Source organism: Congregibacter litoralis KT71, from assembly GCF_000153125.2.
Taxonomy (GTDB): domain Bacteria; phylum Pseudomonadota; class Gammaproteobacteria; order Pseudomonadales; family Halieaceae; genus Congregibacter; species Congregibacter litoralis.
Genome location: NZ_CM002299.1, coordinates 4,316,218 through 4,334,387, shown reverse-complemented (window position 1 = coordinate 4,334,387; position 18,170 = coordinate 4,316,218). Strand labels below are relative to the sequence as shown.

At 58.5% G+C, this 18,170-nt stretch carries 13 protein-coding genes and 1 tRNA gene; 13 read left to right on the top strand and 1 reads right to left on the bottom strand.

Translation table 11 applies throughout. The features are described from left to right. The first annotated feature begins 33 nt into the window (after positions 1 to 33). From KT71_RS19465 to KT71_RS19415, 11 genes are all read left to right on the top strand, one after another. Positions 34 to 1,752, top strand: a complete 1,719-nt coding sequence (locus tag KT71_RS19465; RefSeq protein WP_152025282.1) for a hypothetical protein — start codon at positions 34 to 36, stop codon at positions 1,750 to 1,752. Continuing rightward, positions 1,749 to 2,567 (top strand): class I SAM-dependent methyltransferase, encoded by an 819-nt coding sequence (locus tag KT71_RS19460; protein WP_008293597.1) that lies wholly within the window; start codon positions 1,749 to 1,751, stop codon positions 2,565 to 2,567. The genes KT71_RS19465 and KT71_RS19460 overlap by 4 nt, the downstream gene beginning before the upstream one ends. Before the next feature lie 83 nt (positions 2,568 to 2,650). Then, positions 2,651 to 4,711 (top strand): SDR family oxidoreductase, encoded by a 2,061-nt coding sequence (locus KT71_RS19455; protein ID WP_008293598.1) that lies wholly within the window; start codon positions 2,651 to 2,653, stop codon positions 4,709 to 4,711. Between the two features lie 71 nt (positions 4,712 to 4,782). After that, positions 4,783 to 5,805 carry a glycosyltransferase family 2 protein gene (locus KT71_RS19450; RefSeq protein WP_008293599.1) on the top strand — a complete coding sequence of 341 codons (1,023 nt, stop codon included), beginning with the start codon at positions 4,783 to 4,785 and terminating at the stop codon, positions 5,803 to 5,805. 40 nt (positions 5,806 to 5,845) lie between these two features. Then, complete coding sequence (locus tag KT71_RS19445) at positions 5,846 to 7,531, top strand: hypothetical protein (RefSeq protein WP_008293600.1); 1,686 nt, start codon at positions 5,846 to 5,848, stop codon at positions 7,529 to 7,531. 24 nt (positions 7,532 to 7,555) lie between these two features. Next, positions 7,556 to 9,247 carry an amidohydrolase gene (locus KT71_RS19440; protein WP_008293601.1) on the top strand — a complete coding sequence of 564 codons (1,692 nt, stop codon included), beginning with the start codon at positions 7,556 to 7,558 and terminating at the stop codon, positions 9,245 to 9,247. Positions 9,248 to 9,320: 73 nt separating this feature from the next. Next, positions 9,321 to 9,397 (top strand) — tRNA-Val (locus tag KT71_RS19435). Between the two features lie 170 nt (positions 9,398 to 9,567). Continuing rightward, positions 9,568 to 10,935 carry an MATE family efflux transporter gene (locus KT71_RS19430; protein ID WP_008293602.1) on the top strand — a complete coding sequence of 456 codons (1,368 nt, stop codon included), beginning with the start codon at positions 9,568 to 9,570 and terminating at the stop codon, positions 10,933 to 10,935. Between the two features lie 102 nt (positions 10,936 to 11,037). Beyond that, the gene (locus tag KT71_RS19425) at positions 11,038 to 12,354 is read left to right on the top strand and encodes a Zn-dependent hydrolase (RefSeq protein WP_008293603.1); all 1,317 of its coding nucleotides are present in this window, start codon (positions 11,038 to 11,040) and stop codon (positions 12,352 to 12,354) included. An 89-nt stretch (positions 12,355 to 12,443) separates the two neighbouring features. Further along, a complete protein-coding gene (locus KT71_RS19420; RefSeq protein ID WP_008293604.1) occupies positions 12,444 to 13,628 on the top strand; it encodes a prenyltransferase in 1,185 nt (394 codons plus the stop codon). A 285-nt stretch (positions 13,629 to 13,913) separates the two neighbouring features. Further along, on the top strand, positions 13,914 to 14,468 hold the full coding sequence (locus KT71_RS19415) for a PepSY-associated TM helix domain-containing protein (RefSeq protein WP_152025281.1): 555 nt from the start codon (positions 13,914 to 13,916) through the stop codon (positions 14,466 to 14,468). Between the two features lie 307 nt (positions 14,469 to 14,775). Here the strand turns inward: KT71_RS19415 and KT71_RS21190 are convergent, their stop codons facing one another. Next, positions 14,776 to 15,366 (bottom strand): hypothetical protein, encoded by a 591-nt coding sequence (locus KT71_RS21190; protein WP_238549445.1) that lies wholly within the window; start codon positions 15,364 to 15,366, stop codon positions 14,776 to 14,778. Positions 15,367 to 15,614: 248 nt separating this feature from the next. Here KT71_RS21190 and tauD point away from each other — a divergent pair, with 248 nt between their 5' ends. Further along, on the top strand, positions 15,615 to 16,436 hold the full coding sequence (gene tauD / locus KT71_RS19410) for a taurine dioxygenase (protein WP_008293608.1): 822 nt from the start codon (positions 15,615 to 15,617) through the stop codon (positions 16,434 to 16,436). A gap of 259 nt (positions 16,437 to 16,695) precedes the next feature. After that, on the top strand, positions 16,696 to 17,994 hold the full coding sequence (locus tag KT71_RS19405; RefSeq protein ID WP_008293609.1) for a hypothetical protein: 1,299 nt from the start codon (positions 16,696 to 16,698) through the stop codon (positions 17,992 to 17,994). Positions 17,995 to 18,170: the final 176 nt, after the last annotated feature.

Below are 18,170 nucleotides of genomic sequence, written 5' to 3'. Positions count from 1 at the left end.
TGCGCAAACTCCCGCCGTTATCGCGAGCCAGGCTTGTCTCTATCCCCTGACTTCAGTTCTTCGCCGCCACCCCGAGTGCTGTTGTTGGCGCTCCTTGTCCTGGCCTTTTTTCTGCGTGCCGTGCCCGCCCTGAATTATGGACAGGACTGGTATGGCGATGACGGTTTTACCCTGGTGAATTTTGATGAAGGCGGCTCCTGCAGAGCGGCGCTGCGGGGCTTTGATTACTCACCCTTTGTGGGCTGGCAGACCCTGGCGATAGCCGGTGCTCTCGGGGACTCGCCGCCCGAGGGAGGAGTTGGGAGTGCACAGACCGCAAAGGCCTTCTGCCACAGCGAAGGACATCTGCTGATCGCCAGACTGTATTCCGCAACTACCGGGGCACTTACCGTGGGAGCACTGTGGCTCCTTGCAACGCTGTTGTTTCCCGAGCGACCGTGGGTGGCTCCCACAGCCGGTGCCTTGCTGGCGCTCTCGGGCTGGCACATCAGTGAGTCCATGGTGGGGACCGTGGATGCGGCGTCCACCTTTTTTATCTACGCCTTTATCTGCGCTCTGATCTGGAGTTTGCGCCGGGGGGGATCGCGCTGGCTCATAGCGGTGGTGCTTCTTGCGCCTGCGATCTTCACCAAGTACTGGGTGTTTGCCGTGGCGTCCCTCGCGGCGTTCTTACCCCCGGGATTTCTGGCGACGCTGTTTGGGGGGCTGAGCCGTTGGCGCATTGCGATACTGCTTCTGGGCTACGCCGCTGTCTTTGGTTTGGTATCCAACCCTGAGCTGCCTCCTTGGGCCATCTGGCTGCTGCCGGCCGTTTTCTATCTGATTGTGCCCTGGCCGCGTCTGAGCGCAACAGGCAGAGGTTTTTTTCTGCTGGCGCCGTGGTTAGCGCCCCTGTTGATGCAGGTTGATGTGTTTGTGGCTTTTACGGCGGGAAGCCTCGAGGGGCGTTTTGGCACGGACTACGGTGCCATCGGTTGGCATAAGTGGCTGCGCAATCCCATTAACGTCTTCACGGTGCTTGTGATGGGCCTGGGTGTGCCGGCCTTCCTGGGGGCGGTGTATGGCGCAGGGCAACTGTGGAAGCGTGAGGCCTTTGATCGAGTCTGCTTAGCCCTCCTGCCGCTGCCGGCCTTTGCCCTTTACATGGCCTTCCTCGCTCCGGTGACCTACTACCGGCATTACCTGCCTTTACTGCCGGCGGCCTGTCTTCTCGCAGCCCTGGGCGTGAGCTACCTGAGACCATCGCGGCGTGGCCTCGCGGTTGCGTTGATGGTGCTGTGGCAGGCGCTCCTGGCGATGGATCTGGTATCTGATTACCACCTCGATCCCCGTCGTAAACTCATTGCCTGGTATGGCGAGCGATCTCCCACGCGTGTCCTTGTAAGCTATTACGTGAATCCTCCGCCCGATACCGGTGCAGTGCACAGACTCTTTCGCCCCGTTGACGCGGACTCCCGCAGTCAACGCCTGTCCCGGGTCGATGCTGTGATACTGAGCGAGAACTGGTACGACACGGCGTTTGCCAACGAGCTCAATGGCCCCCTGGTCCATGACCTCTCGCATCTGATTAAAACCACGCCCGAGTCTGCGCGTTTTTATCGCCGGGCCATCGCTGATGAGCATCCGATGCTGGTTAAGCGCGAACATTTCCGCGCGCCGAGCTTTATGCCGGAGTTGCTCCTGCATTACACCGTTTACGGCAGTTTTACGCAGTTTGTGGGCGATATTGTTGTCTTTGAGGTTCGGCCATGAGCCGCGAAGAGCAGCGGGTTGCACTTCAGGCCACGCTCTACGCATCGCGCAATCCGACCCGCCGCTATCTCCATTGCGCCCGTCGCGACTGGGTGTTGGCACAGCTTAGGGAGCTGGGGAGTCAGGGCTCTATCAAGCAGGCTCTGGAGCTGGGGCCCGGTTCTGGCGTGTACCTCCCCGCGCTTTCGCAGCTGGCTCAGCGTGTTGTCGCCTTGGACGTGGAGCCCGGTCACCTTCGGGCGGCGAAGCACCTTCTGGCTGCGGAGGGCGAAGCAGTATCCGTCGGGTTTGTGCAGGGGGATCTTCGCTCAGGAATTCTGCAAGGCGGTTCTGTAGATCTGCTTTTGTGCTCTGAGGTGATTGAACATGTTGCAGACTCGGCGGGGTTACTGAAGGCCATGGCCGGGGCATTGTCGCCTCAGGGTACCTTGATTCTCACTACGCCTCAGCCTCTGAGCCCCGTGGAGCTTCTCGGCAAAATTGCCTTTCTGCCGGGGATCATCCACCTGCTGCGCCTGGTTTATCGCGAGCCCGTCGAACCCACGGGACACATCAACCTCCTGTCGGCGGCGCAGCTCAAAACCCAATGCACGGCCGCAGGGTTCGTGGTGCGTAAACAGGCGCGGATGGGCTTTTATCTGCCGATCCTTGGGGAGTTTGGGGGCAACTGGGGACAACGATTCCTCGCGGCAATCGACAGGAAGCTTCAGGGATCACGGTTTGAAGCCGTGTTGTGGACCCAGTGTTACCTCCTCCGGAAAGCAGACGGTGCCGTTCATGGAAGCGCCCAAACTCCCTCTGATGTTGCCGCTTAAATTGATCTATCCTTGGGCACGATAACCACCAATAAAAACAGTCAAGGTCTGATCCAGGGGTCAGGCGCGGTTTGGAGAGCGATATGAATTATTTTGTGACCGGCGGTACGGGTTTTATCGGACGTTTTCTGGTGCCCAAACTTCTGGATCGGGGTGGCAAGGTCTTTGTTTTGGTTCGTCCCGGCTCCGTGCCCAAGCTTGATGCGCTCCGGGAGCTCTGGGGCGCGTCACCGGAGCAGGTCGTTGCCGTGGAGGGCGACCTTAGCAAGCGACGTCTCGGCGTGAAAGCGGCCTGGGTGAAGCAGCAAACAGGCAAGATCGATCACTTCTTCCATCTTGCGGCGATTTACGACATGGAAGCCGACGCCGAGAGTCAGCGCGTCAGCAATGTGAATGGCACCGCCCAGGCGATCTCGCTGGCAAAGGCCCTGAAAGCCGGCTGCTTTCATCAGGTTTCATCCATCGCCGCCGCGGGTCTTTACGAGGGCACCTTCACCGAGGATATGTTTGAAGAGGCGGGCGCTCTGGACCACCCCTATTTCGCCACGAAGCACGAGTCCGAAGGCCTGGTCCGCAAAGAGACCACTATGAAGTGGCGCATCTATCGGCCCGGCATGGTCGTGGGACATTCCGAAACCGGCGAGATGGACAAGATCGACGGGCCCTATTACTTCTTTGAGCTGTTGGACAAGCTCAGCAAGGTGACCCCCGAGGGTCTGCCCCTGATCATGAACAAGGCGGGCCTGCTGAACATTGTCCCTGTGGACTTTGTGGTGAACGCCATGGATTACCTGGCGCACATGGATGGTCCGGATCACGCCTGTTTCTTCCTCACGGATCCCGACGGTATCCGCGTCGGCGATCTCCTCAAGGTGATGATGGAAGTCGGACACGGACCAAAACTTCGGGCGGTGAATCTGCGGCTTCTCGATAAAGCCAGCAAGCTTGCGGGATCGGGAATCAGCAAGATCCCCACGGTGAAGTCCCTCGGGGAGAAGGCCGTGGCGCGTCTGGGTATCCCGCCGCAGGTCATCGGCTATATCAACTATCCCACGCGTTTTGATTCCACCAAAACCCAGGCATTTCTCGAGCCCTCGGGGATCACCTGCCCCAGCTTTGAATCCTATGCGCAGGTACTGTGGGATTACTGGCGGCACTTCCTGCGGGGCGACAAGGATTCCCTGATCCGTGAGGTAGACGGGCTGTTCAACGACTTCATCGGACGTCCCACGCTGGCGGTGCTGCGGCGCAAGGTCAAAGGTCAGGTTGTCATGGTCACGGGAGCGACCAGCGGTATTGGTAAGGAGTGTGCACTGCGCCTTGCCCGCGCCGGGGCCACGGTGCTCCTGGTGGCGCGCACGGTAGAAAAGCTCGACGAGACTCTTCAGGAAATCGCCCAGAAAGGGGGCGATGCCCAGGCCTATTCCTGCGATGTGTCCAGTGAGAAAGACTGCCAGAAGCTGGTCCGAGACGTCCTTCGGGATCATGGTCACGTGGATGTGCTTGTGAATAACGCCGGTCGTTCCATACGACGCTCGGTGCGTCACAGCTATGACCGCTTCCATGATTTTGAACGCACCATGGAGCTCAACTACTTCGGCGCCCTCCGCTTGATCCTGGGATTTTTACCGAGCATGGAAGAGCGGGAGCGGGGGCACATCATCAACATTTCCTCCATTGGCGTGCTCACAAATCCACCGCGTTTCTCGGCTTACGTGGCGTCCAAGTCGGCTCTTGATGCCTTCAGCCTTTGCGCTGCACCGGAATACGCGGCGAACAATGTGTCTTTTACCACCATTCACATGCCCCTGGTGCGCACGCCGATGATCGCGCCGACAAGCCTCTACAAAGCCTTTCCCACCTTGTCGCCGGAGCAGGCGCGGGACCTGGTGATCAAGGCGATTATTGCCAAGCCCAAACGAATGTCTACGGGATTAGGGGTGACCGGCGCCGTGGCCCAGGCCACGATTCCCAGTGTGACCGAAGCGTTTCTCAGTCAGGCGTACGCGCTGTTTCCCGATTCGCCCGCGGCACGCGGTCTGACTGAGGAGGAGGCCGCCGCCGAGCGCGCGAACATGCCTTCCAACAAGCTTGAGCTTGCGCAGAAAATGTTTGCCCAGGTAATGCGCGGCGTCCACTGGTAGACAATGAAAGCCGCAAGGACATCCGAATCCGCTGCTGAGTATGCCGTCGAAGCGATAGCTCCGGGCAAGTCGTGACGGAGCTGTTGTCCGTTGTGGTTCCCGTCTACAACGAGCGTGAGGTCTTGCCGACCTTTCACGATCGGATTCTGGCGGTACTCGAGTCTTTGCCGGTCTCCGTGCAACTGCTCTATGTAGACGATGGCAGCAGCGATGGCTCCAGCGAGTGGCTGGCCGAAAAACAAAGCGATGATGACCGTATCGGCGTTTTACGTCTGTCACGGAATTTCGGTAAAGAGGCGGCCATGTCCGCGGGCTTTGATCACGTCGAAGGCGATGCCGTGGTGGTGATCGATGCGGACCTTCAGGACCCGCCGGAGTTGATTCCCACCCTTGTGGAGCATTGGCGTGAGGGTTACGACGTGGTCTACGCGACCCGGGAGTCCCGGGAGGGTGAGCAGTGGCTCAAACGTCAAAGCGCAGCCCTGTTTTACCGGGTGATGGACCGGCTATCGGATGTCCCTATTCCCCGGGACACCGGTGACTTCCGTTTGCTCAGCCGCCGGGCCGTGGATGCTCTCGCCAAACTTCGCGAGCAGCATCGGTATATGAAGGGCCTCTACGCCTGGATCGGTTATCCCCAGAAAGCGGTTCCCTATGCGCGCGACGCCCGCTCCCTGGGGCGGAGCAAATGGAGCTACTGGCGTCTCTGGAACCACGCCCTGGAGGGCATTACTTCCTTCTCCGCCGCACCCCTGAAGCTTGCTACCTGGCTGGGGCTGTTCACGTCAGTCCTGGCTTTTGCCTACGGTTTGTTCTTTTTATTGCGCACGCTTTTTCTGGGTAATCCCGTGCCGGGCTATCCGTCGCTGATTGTGATCATGCTGTTTCTGGGCGGTGTGCAGCTCGTCTGTCTGGGCATTATTGGCGAGTACCTCGCGCGAACCTATAACGAGAGCAAGGGGCGGCAGCTGTACTTTGTGATGGACTACCGACCCAGCGGTGGCCTTCATCGCCGCGAGACTCTGGCTGACACCTCGGAGGAAACGGCAGTCAGCCCACGCTCCGAAGAAAACGAGCGCCTGCAAAACCCCTGATGCTCGTTACCCATCCTTAATGTCCCCGCTTTCGCCAGTATTGGACGGACCTTTACAGCGCAGTTGGCCCTGGCTGCTCGCTGGTGCGCTCATCTACCTTTCCTTCGGTTTCACCGAAATGATGGGCTCGGATCTTTGGTGGCATATTGCTGCGGGTCGGGAAGTCATCCAGCAGGGAAGCCCCTGGCTGGTCGATGACTGGTCCTTTACGGAGCAGGGCAGCGCCTGGCACAACCACGAGTGGCTGGCGGATCTGTTGTTCTATGGATGGGTGCGTGTCTTCGGTGTGGCGAGCCTGGTCATCTGGAAATGGTCCCTGATCATCGCGACCTTCTGTCTGTTTCAGCAGTTGCTGACCCGCATTAGCGGTAACGCCCTGGCAGCGCTTTTGGCCTGCACCGCGGCTGTGGCGATTGCAGCGCCTTTTCTGGACATGCGACCCCAGCTCTACTCTCTCCTTGGCTTGGCGGTTCTGCTTGAGCTGACGCTGTTTCGGTCGCCACGCCTGAAAGCCCTATTGCCGCTGTTTCTTGTCTGGGTGAACCTCCACGGCGGTTTTGTGTTCGGCCTGATGGTGCTGGCTATTGTGCTGTTTCCCTGGCGCGAATGTTCTTTGGCAGCCCTGCGCCGCGCTGCATTTACCTGGAGCGCCTGCGCGCTCATCTGCCTTGTAAATCCTGATGGCCTGCGCATTTTCTGTTTACCGCTGGTCTACGCACTGAATGCGGACTCGCCCTACCGAAGCCTGGGCGAGTGGCGATCGCCCTTTGAGGCCGGGGGGATTACCTCGGCGTGGTATGCCTACTCCCTGGTGATTGGCGCTGCCTTGAGCCTGACCTGGCTCCTACCCGCGGTGCGACGACGGGTGCGTTTTAGTCCGGAGCTTGTGGCTATCGCTGTACTCAGTGCCGCCATGTCCGCAACCAGCCGGCGCTTTATCATTTTGTGGGCCATGGCGTTTGCGCTCTTACTTGCCCCTTTTGCTGGCGCGTTATTGCGTCAAAAGCTCGTGCAGCCCCTAATGCTCCCGGCGCTATTAGCCCTGACTATCTGGGGAGGGCTTCGCGTCGCGCCTTACTCTTTAAGTTCAGGTATTGCCTTTCACTATCTCACCGCAGAGTACGTGTTTCCCCATGGGCTCGCGGACTTTGTCGAAGCCAATGACCTCCAGGGCAAGACCTTTGCTTTTTACAACTGGGGGGGCTATCTCCATTGGCGCAGCGATGGTGCTCTGAAGGTGTTTATCGACGGCCGTGCAAATACGCTGTTTGATGATGCGACTTACCTGGATTACGTCACGGTACTCGGCGCGCGCCCGGGATGGATAGAGACGGTAGAAGACTCCGGTGCGGAGCTGTTTATGTGGCCCCGGGGTCGCAATGGCGTCCGGTTGACCCGGGGGCTGTTGCAGACCGGGCGATGGCGATTGCTGTACGAGGATGTGCGGGGTGTGCTTCTGGCCCGCGAGGGTTTTGCATTGCCTGTAACCTTGCGTCTCCCGGACGATAGCGTAGATACGCAGCTCACGGCGGCATATCTCGCCTCAAAGAAAGGCGATACCGTCGCGACACTGGCCGCGGCGAGTCGCGCCCACGAACAGCGGCCCTGGGGGCGGGCGACCTGCACCTGGTTACGACGGAGTTTGCAGGCGAACGGTCAGCTCCGGGAAGCTGAATCGGTGATGGAGGCCTGTCGTGCCTACTTTCCCAGTAAGTATTTACGGTAGGCTTGCATTTGTTGAGCTGTGTTTATGAGTCGCCGGCGTTTTCCGGCGGGACTTCCCCATGAGGAGATGTTGATGAATATGCGTGGATGCTTTCTGGCAGCGCTGGTGGTGTTTCCCTTGCAGCTGTCGGCGGCGACCCTGATTCACAACGTGCGTGGTTACACCCTGCACGACGGTGAGCGCTTGTCTTTTACAGCCCTGGAATATGACAAAGGCGTAGTGACAGCGATTTACGACGATGCGGCGTCTGCATCAGCAAGCAAGGCAGCGGAACGTATCGACGGACAGGGGCTGACATTGCTGCCAGGACTCATCGATGCTCATGGCCATGTCGCTGGTTTGGGCAGCGCACTGGCCAGTGTGGATCTCACAGGCAGCGACAGTGAAGGAGAAGCGGTTGCGCGTCTGAGTGCCGTGGCCGAGAACGGAGAAGCTTGGCTGTTCGGTGCGGGATGGAATCAGGTGCTGTGGCCCTCCGGGGAGTTTCCTTCCAAAACGTCTCTGGATGCCGTGATTACAGATCGACCGGTCGCTTTGAGTCGCGTGGATCGTCACGCGCTTTGGGTCAACAGCAAAGCGCTGTCCCTGGCGGGTATCACCGCCGACACCCCGGATCCCGCCGGGGGGCAGATTGTCCGGGACGACGCGGGGGAGCCCACGGGGATTCTCATCGACAATGCCATGCGACTGATCGCCGAGGCGCTACCGGAAGCAACGGTGGAAAGTAAAAAGCGCGATCTCAGCCGGGCGATGCGCTATCTCGTGAGCCTGGGCATGACGGGTGCCCATGACGCCGGATCCACGGCGTTAGAAGTTGATGCCTACGACGCGCTCCTTAAGGACGGCGAGTTTCCCATGCGGATATATTCCATGTTGCGTATGGCTGATCCGCTGATCGAAAAGAAGTGGTTGGAGGGTCCGCGAAAAAGTACCGGCGGGTTGTTTGAGCTGCGGAGCGTGAAGATCTCGGCTGATGGTGCTCTGGGCTCCCGGGGGGCTGCGCTGTTTGAGGATTATTCCGACGATCCGGGTAACAAGGGGCTGCTGCTTTTGTCTGATGAAGAGCTGTCGAGGCAGATCAGCCGCTCCGCGGAATTGGGGTATCAGGTGAATGTGCACGCCATTGGCGATCGGGCTAACGCAAAGGTTCTTGATGAGTTTGAAGCGCTCAACGCGTCTTCCGGGCAGCGAGCCCTGCGCCATCGTGTCGAGCACGCGCAAATCCTCCGCCCCGTGGATATTCAGCGCTTTGCTGAGCTGGATGTCATCGCATCGGTGCAGCCCACCCATGCAACCAGCGACAAGAATATGGCAGGCACGCGATTAGGTGAGGACCGTCTTGAAGGGGCCTACGCCTGGCAGAGTCTTTTTGAGAGCGGCGCAAAGCTGGCAGGGGGGTCGGATTTTCCCGTGGAGCCTCCCAATCCCTTTTTCGGTCTCCATGCCGCAGTAACCCGTCAGGACCGTGATGGTGAGCCGCCCGGCGGTTGGCGCGTTGGAGAAGCACTCAGTCGTAACAAGGCTCTTTCCTTGTTTACGGAAGACGCCGCTTACTCGGGGCATGCCGAGACCCAGGTCGGCCGCCTGCTCCCCGGTTATGCCGCGGACTTTATCCTGGTGCGGGATGATTTCTTCGCGGTGCCACGAGAGCAGCTATGGAAGAACAAGGTTCACGCCACGGTCGTTGCCGGAGAGTTGGTCTTTGGTGAGCTCTGAAGGGCGCCCCGGGGCATTTGGAGAAGGTGGTTGTATCGACCTTGTTCGGGCACTTATAATCCGCCTCCCTTTCAGGACCATAGCTCAGTTGGTTAGAGCGCTACCTTGACATGGTAGAGGTCGGCGGTTCGAATCCGCCTGGTCCTACCAAAAATCAAAACCCGCCAAATGGCGGGTTTTGTGTTTTTGGAGGATTAGGTTTCGATGAGGAGCGTTTTAGACGGCGTCGCTGGCGACGGCGCCCCGCAGGGATTACAACAGGCCTTAGCCTGTTGTGATCAATCCGCCTGAAACGTCGAGCAAGGTCTAGAGCATTTCGAATGGTCTCAAGTATTAGCACCGCTTCTCCAATTACCTGGCGCGCACACCTGGGGGCTGTTGCGCGCCTCGGTCTGCCGCTGGTCGGCAGCCATCTGGCGCAGGTGGCTATCGGCGCGACAGACACGCTGATGCTGGGCTGGTACGGGGTTGGCGCACTTGCCGCGGGCTCTCTGGCTGCTTCTGTGTTCAACCTTCTGATGATCGTGGGGGCGGGCTTCGCCTTCGCCGTGATGCCCCTCGCTGCCGGCGCGGCCACGCGGGGTGACGATGAGCAGTTGGCCGGCGTGACTCGCATGGGTTTCTGGTTGTCGGCACTCTACGCTTTACTGGTGCTGCCTTTGATGTTCTGGTCCGGATCTTTGCTGTTCTTCGGGCAGGATCCTGCCGTGGCCGCCGGCGCCCAGAGTTTTCTGCGCATCGCCTGTTGGGCCATGTTTCCGGCGTTGTTTGCCATGGTTATCAAGAGCCACCTGTCGGCGCTGGAGCGCACGCGCATCATTTTGCTTGTGACCCTCATGGCGGCGGTGTTCAACGGTATCGCTAACTGGTTGTTGATCTTCGGGAAGCTCGGATTTCCCGAGCTGGGTCTGGAGGGTGCGGCGATCGCTTCGTTGATCGCGCACGGCGCGACGCTTGGCGGCCTGGTCGCGTATAGCCGCGTGTCGCCCCGGGCCTCCCGCCGTGGATTGTTCGAAGGTTTCTGGCGGCCCGACTGGGCGTGCTGTCAGCAGGTCTTTCGCCTGGGTTGGCCCATCGGCATCACACTGTTGGCCGAGGCCGGTCTGTTCGCGTTCAGCGCGATCCTGGTCGGCTTGCTCGGCGAGACGGTGCTGGCGGCACACGGCATCGCCATCCAGCTCGCATCAATCAGTTTCATGGTGCATCTCGGCCTGAGTCAGGTTGCCACGGTCCGGGCAGGGCAGGCGATGAGTATGGGGGACCTCGTGTCTCTCCGTCGCGGTGCCGTCGTCGTCGCCGCCTGTTCTGTTAGCTTCTCGATGTTGGCGATCGGGGCCTTCGTGTTCTCGCCGGAGTTTCTGATCGGCCTGTTTCTATCTGCAGATGATGCCCGCTCGCCGGCGATCGTGCCCATCGCCATCACGCTGCTAACGGCAGCGGCGCTGTTCCAGCTGGCCGACGGCGCTCAGGTCGTCGCTCTGGGCCTGCTGCGCGGGGTGCAGGACACGCGTATTCCGATGATTATGGCGGCCGTTATTTACTGGTGTATCGGTGCGCCGGCTGGCTATGTGCTGGGTTTCCATGGGGGCTTTGGTGGGCCCGGCGTGTGGTTTGGCCTGGTGGTCGGATTAGGATTGGCGGCGGTGGCCCTGTCGCTGCGTTTTATCCGACTATTGCCACAGCGCTAGCAGCGCACTGTTTCATTAAAATCTTGCGAAGCGGTTATCGGTATAGTGGGTTGCTTGCCGCGTTTACGCTTCGGCACTGCTCGCGCCATTTAAGGACTATTCATGCGTTTTTCTGTCAACCCAATTCTCCTGGCCGGCCTGATTACACTGCATATTGCGACCCTGTCTTCAGCGTCAGCCCAATCTGATTTAGAGGTAGATGGGGGTCGCCTGAACGGGACCATGGCGACCATGAAGACCTATGGGGGCACGCCCGAGGGTGGGTCCACCCGCGTTGCCTATAGCGATGCCAACAAAGCGGCGCTCGAGTATCTCGATGGACTCATGCGCGAAGCGGGACTTGTTACCCACATTGACGCAGCGGGCAATCTTGTTGGTCGTCGTGAAGGTCGCAGCAGCGACCTGGCGCCGATCGTTGCGGGATCTCATATCGACACTGTGCCCAATGGGGGGCATTACGATGGCATTGTTGGCGTGATGTCGGCTATTGAAGTCGCAAGGACGCTCCATGATCAAAAGGTTTCTCTCCGACACCCGGTGGAGTTTATCGTCTGGTCAAACGAGGAGGGTGGTAAAACCGGTAGTCGTGCAGTCGCTGGTGCTGTCAAACCCAGGGAGTACGCATTGCCCAGTCTTGGTCAGCGAAGCCTGGGCGAGGGAATGCGGTTTCTTGGCGGAGAGCCAGAGCAGCTGGATTCTGTGACCCGAAGCCCCGGCGACATAGCTGCGTATCTTGAGCTGCATATCGAACAGGGAGCCATACTGGATCGCAAGAGCATCGCTATCGGTGTCGTCGAAGGCATTGTTGGTATTCGCCGCTGGAATGTCACCGTCGATGGCTTTGCGAATCATGCGGGGACGACGCCCATGGATCAGCGCAGCGACGCGCTCTATACCGCTGCGCGGTTTGTGACCCTTGTACGTGACACCATCACGGACGTTCCCGGTACCCAGGTAGGCACGGTGGGACGCATTCAAGTGTTTCCGGGGGCACCTAATGTCGTTCCCGGACAGGCAGTTATGAGCCTTGAGATTCGTGACTTGAGTATGGATAAGCTGGGTCTGCTGTTTGATCGGATTTATAGTGCCAGCCAGATTCTTGCCAGGGAAACCGGCGCAAAAATCAGTTTTGAGCAGTTCTACGAGTCCATGGCTGCGCCGACAAACGAAACGCTTCGTCAGATCATAGAAGCGAGCACCGACTCCCTCGGACTGAGCCGCCAGCGAATGCCCAGTGGGGCAGGGCATGACGCACAGAGTCTTGGGACTATCTGCCCCATTGGTATGATCTTTGTGCCAAGCCGGGATGGTACGAGCCATGCGCCATCGGAATTTACCAGTCCACAGCAAATCACCAACGGAGCAAATGTCCTGCTCAGAACCTTGATGGGGGTTGATGCGCAGATAGATAGCGATTAACGCGCTCCGCCGGGGTCATAACAGGCCTCAGTTTGGCGTGCGCTCAGATTTTTAAGTTCTTCTCTACACGCTTTTCCGGAGCCTGATTCATGCTCAATCCCACACTTGCCGCGACCCTTGGGCCCATGCGCGCCCCGTTTCTGCTGTTGGTTCCTGCAGTGATAGCTCTCGCCTGGGCGTCGGCATTTTATGATGGTCAGCCCGTGCGGCTCTGTGATCTGTTACTGGCATTTTTCGGCGCCATGGCTGCTCATATCAGCGTAAATGCGCTGAACGAGTACGAGGATTTTCGCAGCGGTCTTGATCTGCACACCAAGCGCACGCCTTTCAGCGGGGGGACTGGCACATTGCCCACGCATCCCGAAAAGGCGCCTCTGGCGCTGTTGGTTGGGGTGGTCAGCCTGATGCTTGTTTTTGCCGTGGGTGCCTGGTTTGTCTACCGGCGAGGCCCGGCGCTGATTCCCCTGGGCCTGGTCGGTGTCGCCCTGATTGTTTTCTACACGCGCTTCCTCACCCGTTCACCGCTGTGGTGTCTGCTGGCGCCAGGACTCGCCTTCGGGCCGATCATGGTGCTTGGCGCGTACTTCGCGCTGACGGGTCACTATGGAGTCACGCCGGCAGTGGCGTCCCTGCTCCCGCTTTTTCTGGTGAGCAACCTCCTGCTGATGAACCAGTTCCCGGATCAGGAAGCAGATGCCACGGTCGGACGCTATCACCTGTTGCTGGCACGGGGCCCTGCGGCAGGGGTCGCGGTGTACGGGCTTTTTATCGCCGGCGCTTATGCGTCAGTACTGATCGCCGTGCTGACGGGGTATCTGCCGTTGGCATCGTTACTGGTACTGCTGTCGCTGCCTCCTGCGCTGCTGGCTCATCAGGGGCTGCGCCGTCACCACGCCGACATTCCGGCGCTGGTCCCACATATGGCGCAGAACGTTGCTTTGAACCTCTCGGCGCCACTGCTCCTGTCTCTCGGGCTGTTCCTCAGCGGTGATGGTCTGGCAAGGGACGAAGTGGCGGAGCGCTCCCTCAGTCAGCTTGTGAATCAGCAGCTGGACTATGACGGGCGTCTGGTGAGAGTGCAGGGAACGCTGCGCAGCCACCCGTCACCACTGCACTACTGGGTAGAGGATGATGAACTCCATCGTGTAGAAATCTCGCCGATGCCTGGTGTCACCGAGCTTCTCGGGATGATCGTATCGGTCGAAGGCGTGTTTCATTACCAGCGGGACAGGGGGCGGACTATCGATGTGCGCAGTCTGGTTCCGGTGGAGTAGTCGTTCGGAGTAAAGGCGTTTCTCACACTCCGCCCTGCCTGAGTTCTGCGTGATCCTAGCACGCGTGATCCTACCAAAAGTGCAGTAAATACTTGAGGGTGCGTAGCGAGTAGATATCCGCGCTGAACGCAGAAACAAACGCGCCTAAAACCGCTAGGTTTGCCTAAACATGCTCACAGAATGTAACCTCGAAGCCGTGTGCTTGTCACTGCACCCACGTAAAGCATTCATATCGGTAACCACTTCCCCGAAAAATGTTCCCAAGTAACCTGCTACGAGGCAGCCTTGACCACCACAGCATCCGACGCGCCGAGGCGGCGCAAACGACCAGCTAAAAAACTACGCGCCATAACGCGGTGGATGTTCTACAGCCACCTGTGGATCGGTGTCACCGTCAGCTTTTTAGTCGTAATGATTTCCGTGACGGGCATGATGCTGAACCACAAGCGCACATTTGGTTTTATGCCTGAAACAGCTTTTAAACAAGCCGAGGCTTTTGCCGCTTCCTTGCCTTTGCCCACGCTTGCGCAATTGGCTGAAGCTGCCGTAGCTCCCGAGGTGGCCGCTACGGGTATTGACCGCATGGACGTGCGACCCGACAAGGGAATCATTAAAGTGCGTTTTAATGACGCAAAGATCAGTGAAGTTACCCTCGCTTTGAATGATGGCACTTTGCTACTCGCGGGCCTGCGTAATGACAGCTTTCTTGAAAAGCTCCATTCAGGAGACGTTTTTGGCAAACGCGGATTCCTCCTCAGTGATGTGGCGGGCGGTGCTTTGGTGCTGCTTTTTCTGAGCGGTTTCTGGGTTTGGCTTTACCCCCATACCAAAGTCCGATGAACACCCTCGCATTGCTTTTGGGGGTTTTTGCAATTCCCCTCATTATACTTTTGTCATGCCACCGTTTTCGGCGCCTGGGGCCTCAAGGACGGCGGCGGGTTTGGGGTCTGGTGATCGGTTATGGATTCGCATTGATCGTGGTGCTTGCTGCCATGCTTTCGCCACCTGTTCTATGGACAGACAGTCAGCCCCTCAGAACGCTGCTGGTGTATTGGGGCCTGTTGACGTTTCCATTGCTTGGCACTCTTGGCGCCGCGCTGACGGGCCTGCTCACCGCAGTCCGGCGGGGAGGCCCAAGTCCTCAGCATTAGGCATCCTGTTCACTACCGCTTCGGCCATTGCTGACCGCTCTAGAGGCTGTGTATGGGCGGAACACCTTCGAGGGCGCATTGATCTTTCCGCACAACATTGGATTGGCGGCAAGTCCAAACTTGGCGCTGATACGCAGGGCAGCGCAGATAACGGTCATCGAAGTCGCCGGCACGGGCTTCAACCTCCCTACATTGCTGCGGTCGATGATGGTGTGGCTCCGATTGTGGCGGGCCTTGACTCCGTCAACGGTTTCAACATGCACCAGCACGGCTACCTGGCGAACACGGTGCTTAAAGGCGAACTGGGTTTCGAAGGTGTGGTCTTGACGGACTGAAATGGCGGGTTGCGATGGGGACCGCCTCACACGATTATCAACGCCGGTGTCGACATTGCCATGCAGCCCGGCAGCCAGGACGAATTTATGCACCGTCTGACGGCTTCTTTTCTGGATGAATTGGAAGCCGACGCAGACCATGCTCTCTTTAAGTTCGGCTACGGCTTGTCTGATTACTGAGAGCAGTGTCTGGCTGCGTAGTAGCTTCCGGCACGGGTGACAGATGGACAGCATCGGATATCGCTTTTTCATCCAATGCGGAGTACATATACATCGCGGATATCATGGATCGGTAGCTATGGAGCTACGATGCCAAACGGTACGAGCCCCCGGGCGTGTTTAGTCGCACCGGCCGGCGTGTACAGAAATCTGTGTTGAATGATATGGAGTAATCCCGAGATAGTTAGCCCCCCGAGACCTCGAAAGTCAGGCTGTAGCGACTTCGAGGTTTCAAACAGTGACGGTGGGGAGTTATCGATTCGAAGAAGGTTTGGAAGACGATGAACATTAAACCCGTGGCAGGCGCTATTGGCGCTGAAGTCAGCGACGTAGATCTTTGCAATCCGATGACCGACGATATGAAGCGCAGTCTGCGCGAGTTGGTAAACCGGCATGAGCTTGTTTTTTTTCGGGATCAGGCGATCACGCCCGCCCAACAACGTGACCTGGCGGCACTTTTCGGCCCACTCCAGAGTCATCCGGCCTACGATACGGTTCCCGATCTGCCCGAGGTGATGGTGCTCGAGAGCACGCCCGAAAAGCCGTCAAAGATTGAGGTGTGGCACTCAGATATGACCTTTCGCCAGCACCCTCCCTCGATCACGGTACTGCGTGGCGTGGAGATACCCAGCGTTGGCGGCGACACCCTTTGGGCGAGCATGACCGCAGCCTACGAAGCCCTGTCGCCGGGGATGCAGCGTTACCTCCAGGACCTGACAGCGGTCCACGACTTCTCCCAGGGGTTTAAGGAAAGCCTGTCAGAAGAGGGCGGTCGAGAGCGTCTGGCGGACGCCCTGGCAAACAACCCTCCGGTACGGCATCCGGTTATTCAGACGCACCCCGAAACTGGTCGTAAGGCCATTTTTGTGAATGCGCTCTTTACCACGCATATCGAGGGGATCTCTCCCCTGGAGTCCGCCGAGGTGCTGCAGTTCCTTTACAAGCATTCCACAACACCCGAGTTCACCTGCCGACTGCGGTGGGCTAAAGACACCGTTGTGATTTGGGACAACCGCAGTACCCAGCACAAACCGGTGAATGACTTCTTCCCCGCGCTCCGGAGCCTGCACCGCGTGGTCAGCGAAGGCGACTCGCCCTACTAGGGGAACGTTTAGGCGCAAGGATCCGCCATGGACCATGGACCATGGTCTAAATGGACATGTATGCCTAAACCTCCTGTGATCAATTTTGCCTGATGGTGGCGGCACAAGCGGCGATTGATGTCCGCAAACCATCTCTCGTATACCTGCGACTTATTTCCCATGCCCATGCATGCAATTTGGGGTTTTTACCCCATCCAATAGCACGCGTCTGATACGTAGCCTGTCCCCACGGTTAACGCAACAACGGGACAGACTCATCATGAAAACTCTTGCAAGCAAAGCAGCCTTGGTTTTTTCCCTGGCGCTATTTTTTACGCTACCCGCCGCAGAGCAGGCCCAGGCCGGCGCCAATTGTGGTGGTTTACATCAGAAAAGCTGTTGGAATATCAATCCAAAGAAATGGTGCGACAGCGGCTTGAGCTACCGCGGTAACGGTAAACCCGGGCAAGGCCGCTGTGTAAAGAAAAAGAGCACGTCCCGTCCTAAGAAAACATGCGGTGGACTTAATCAATCAAGCTGCTGGAACGCCAACCCAAAAAAGTGGTGCAAAGGTGACCTCCAGTACAAGCCTACGGGAGTGCCCGGCACGGGCACCTGTGTCGCCCGGAAAGTGAAGCAATGCGGTGGTTTGAACCAGTCAAGCTGCTGGAGTGCGAATCCAACGGAGTGGTGCAGCGGTGATCTGCAGTACAAGCCCACGGGCGTTCCGGGCAAGGGCACCTGCGTTGCCCGTAAGGTGAAGCAATGCGGTGGTTTGAACCAGTCAAGCTGCTGGTCGGTTAACCCTACGAAGTGGTGCCGGGGAGATCTGAAGTACAAGCCTACGGGCATCCCGGGTCAGGGTACCTGCATAGAGCGCATCGAAGATGAGGATCTTCGAGACGTTGCCGGGCCCATTGCTCAGCGCGTCGCGAACCTGGGCCAAAACAACCCCCTCGAACAACTTCGCTCTTGCCTGAAACGACCTGAGAACTTTGCGCGACTTCGCGATGCAATGAAAAATCGCTCAAAAAATGGCGTGAATAGCGTTCTGGCCAACTGCGGCGCATCACCACAAGCACTCGCCGAATTCGGAAATCAGATGCTTGGGTTTTCCTCGGGCAGCCGATCATCAGGTTTTCGCACCATGAATGGTACCCGCAACAGCTCACAGTCTGCGGCTAGTGCCAAAAGTTGGAACTTGTCCATTGCGGTCGTGGGCAGTGCCGTTGCCTACGGCGGTATTGAGGGCGCGATCGGCTATCACGTCACCCTGCGCAGTGCCCCCGAAGCCCGGTTCTATGTGGCAGGTGGACTCGCGGCAGGCGTTGGTGTCTCGGCAGGCGTCGATCTGGCTTTGGGCTTGGGCTATGAAGAGATGCCTAGCAATCACTGGGCCCGCTCCAACGGTGTAAGTGTGAGTTACTCAGGAAAGGCCGTGTATGGCGGTGGTGTAGCCGTCGACTTTGGAACGGACTCCGCAAAACCAATCGGTATCACCGTGAGCGGCGGAGCAGGCGCCGGTGCGGAAGTGGGTGTGGTAACCGGCACCGTCGCACAGTACCTCTACAACTTTTAATTGGTATATTCCCATCAGCGTTACGCAAGCTTTAGAAGCGTTGGTGGGGTTTTCTACAAAGCACATTTGGCAGTCACAAGCCGGTTAGGGCAGTTTGGGGGATTTACCCCATACCCGATGCCATCGTCCAGTCATAGACTAACTTCAACGCTTACGAAAGAACGACACCAGGAGTT

Coding starts and splice junctions, on each gene's coding strand:
- KT71_RS19460 (WP_008293597.1), top strand. CDS start 1,749: ATGAGCCGCGAAGAGCAGCGGGTTGCACTTCAGGCCACGCTCTACGCA.
- KT71_RS19455 (WP_008293598.1), top strand. CDS start 2,651: ATGAATTATTTTGTGACCGGCGGTACGGGTTTTATCGGACGTTTTCTG.
- KT71_RS19440 (WP_008293601.1), top strand. CDS start 7,556: ATGAGTCGCCGGCGTTTTCCGGCGGGACTTCCCCATGAGGAGATGTTG.
- KT71_RS19430 (WP_008293602.1), top strand. CDS start 9,568: ATGGTCTCAAGTATTAGCACCGCTTCTCCAATTACCTGGCGCGCACAC.
- KT71_RS19425 (WP_008293603.1), top strand. CDS start 11,038: ATGCGTTTTTCTGTCAACCCAATTCTCCTGGCCGGCCTGATTACACTG.
- KT71_RS19420 (WP_008293604.1), top strand. CDS start 12,444: ATGCTCAATCCCACACTTGCCGCGACCCTTGGGCCCATGCGCGCCCCG.
- KT71_RS21190 (WP_238549445.1), bottom strand. CDS start 15,366: ATGAAAAAGCGATATCCGATGCTGTCCATCTGTCACCCGTGCCGGAAG.
- tauD (WP_008293608.1), top strand. CDS start 15,615: ATGAACATTAAACCCGTGGCAGGCGCTATTGGCGCTGAAGTCAGCGAC.
- KT71_RS19405 (WP_008293609.1), top strand. CDS start 16,696: ATGAAAACTCTTGCAAGCAAAGCAGCCTTGGTTTTTTCCCTGGCGCTA.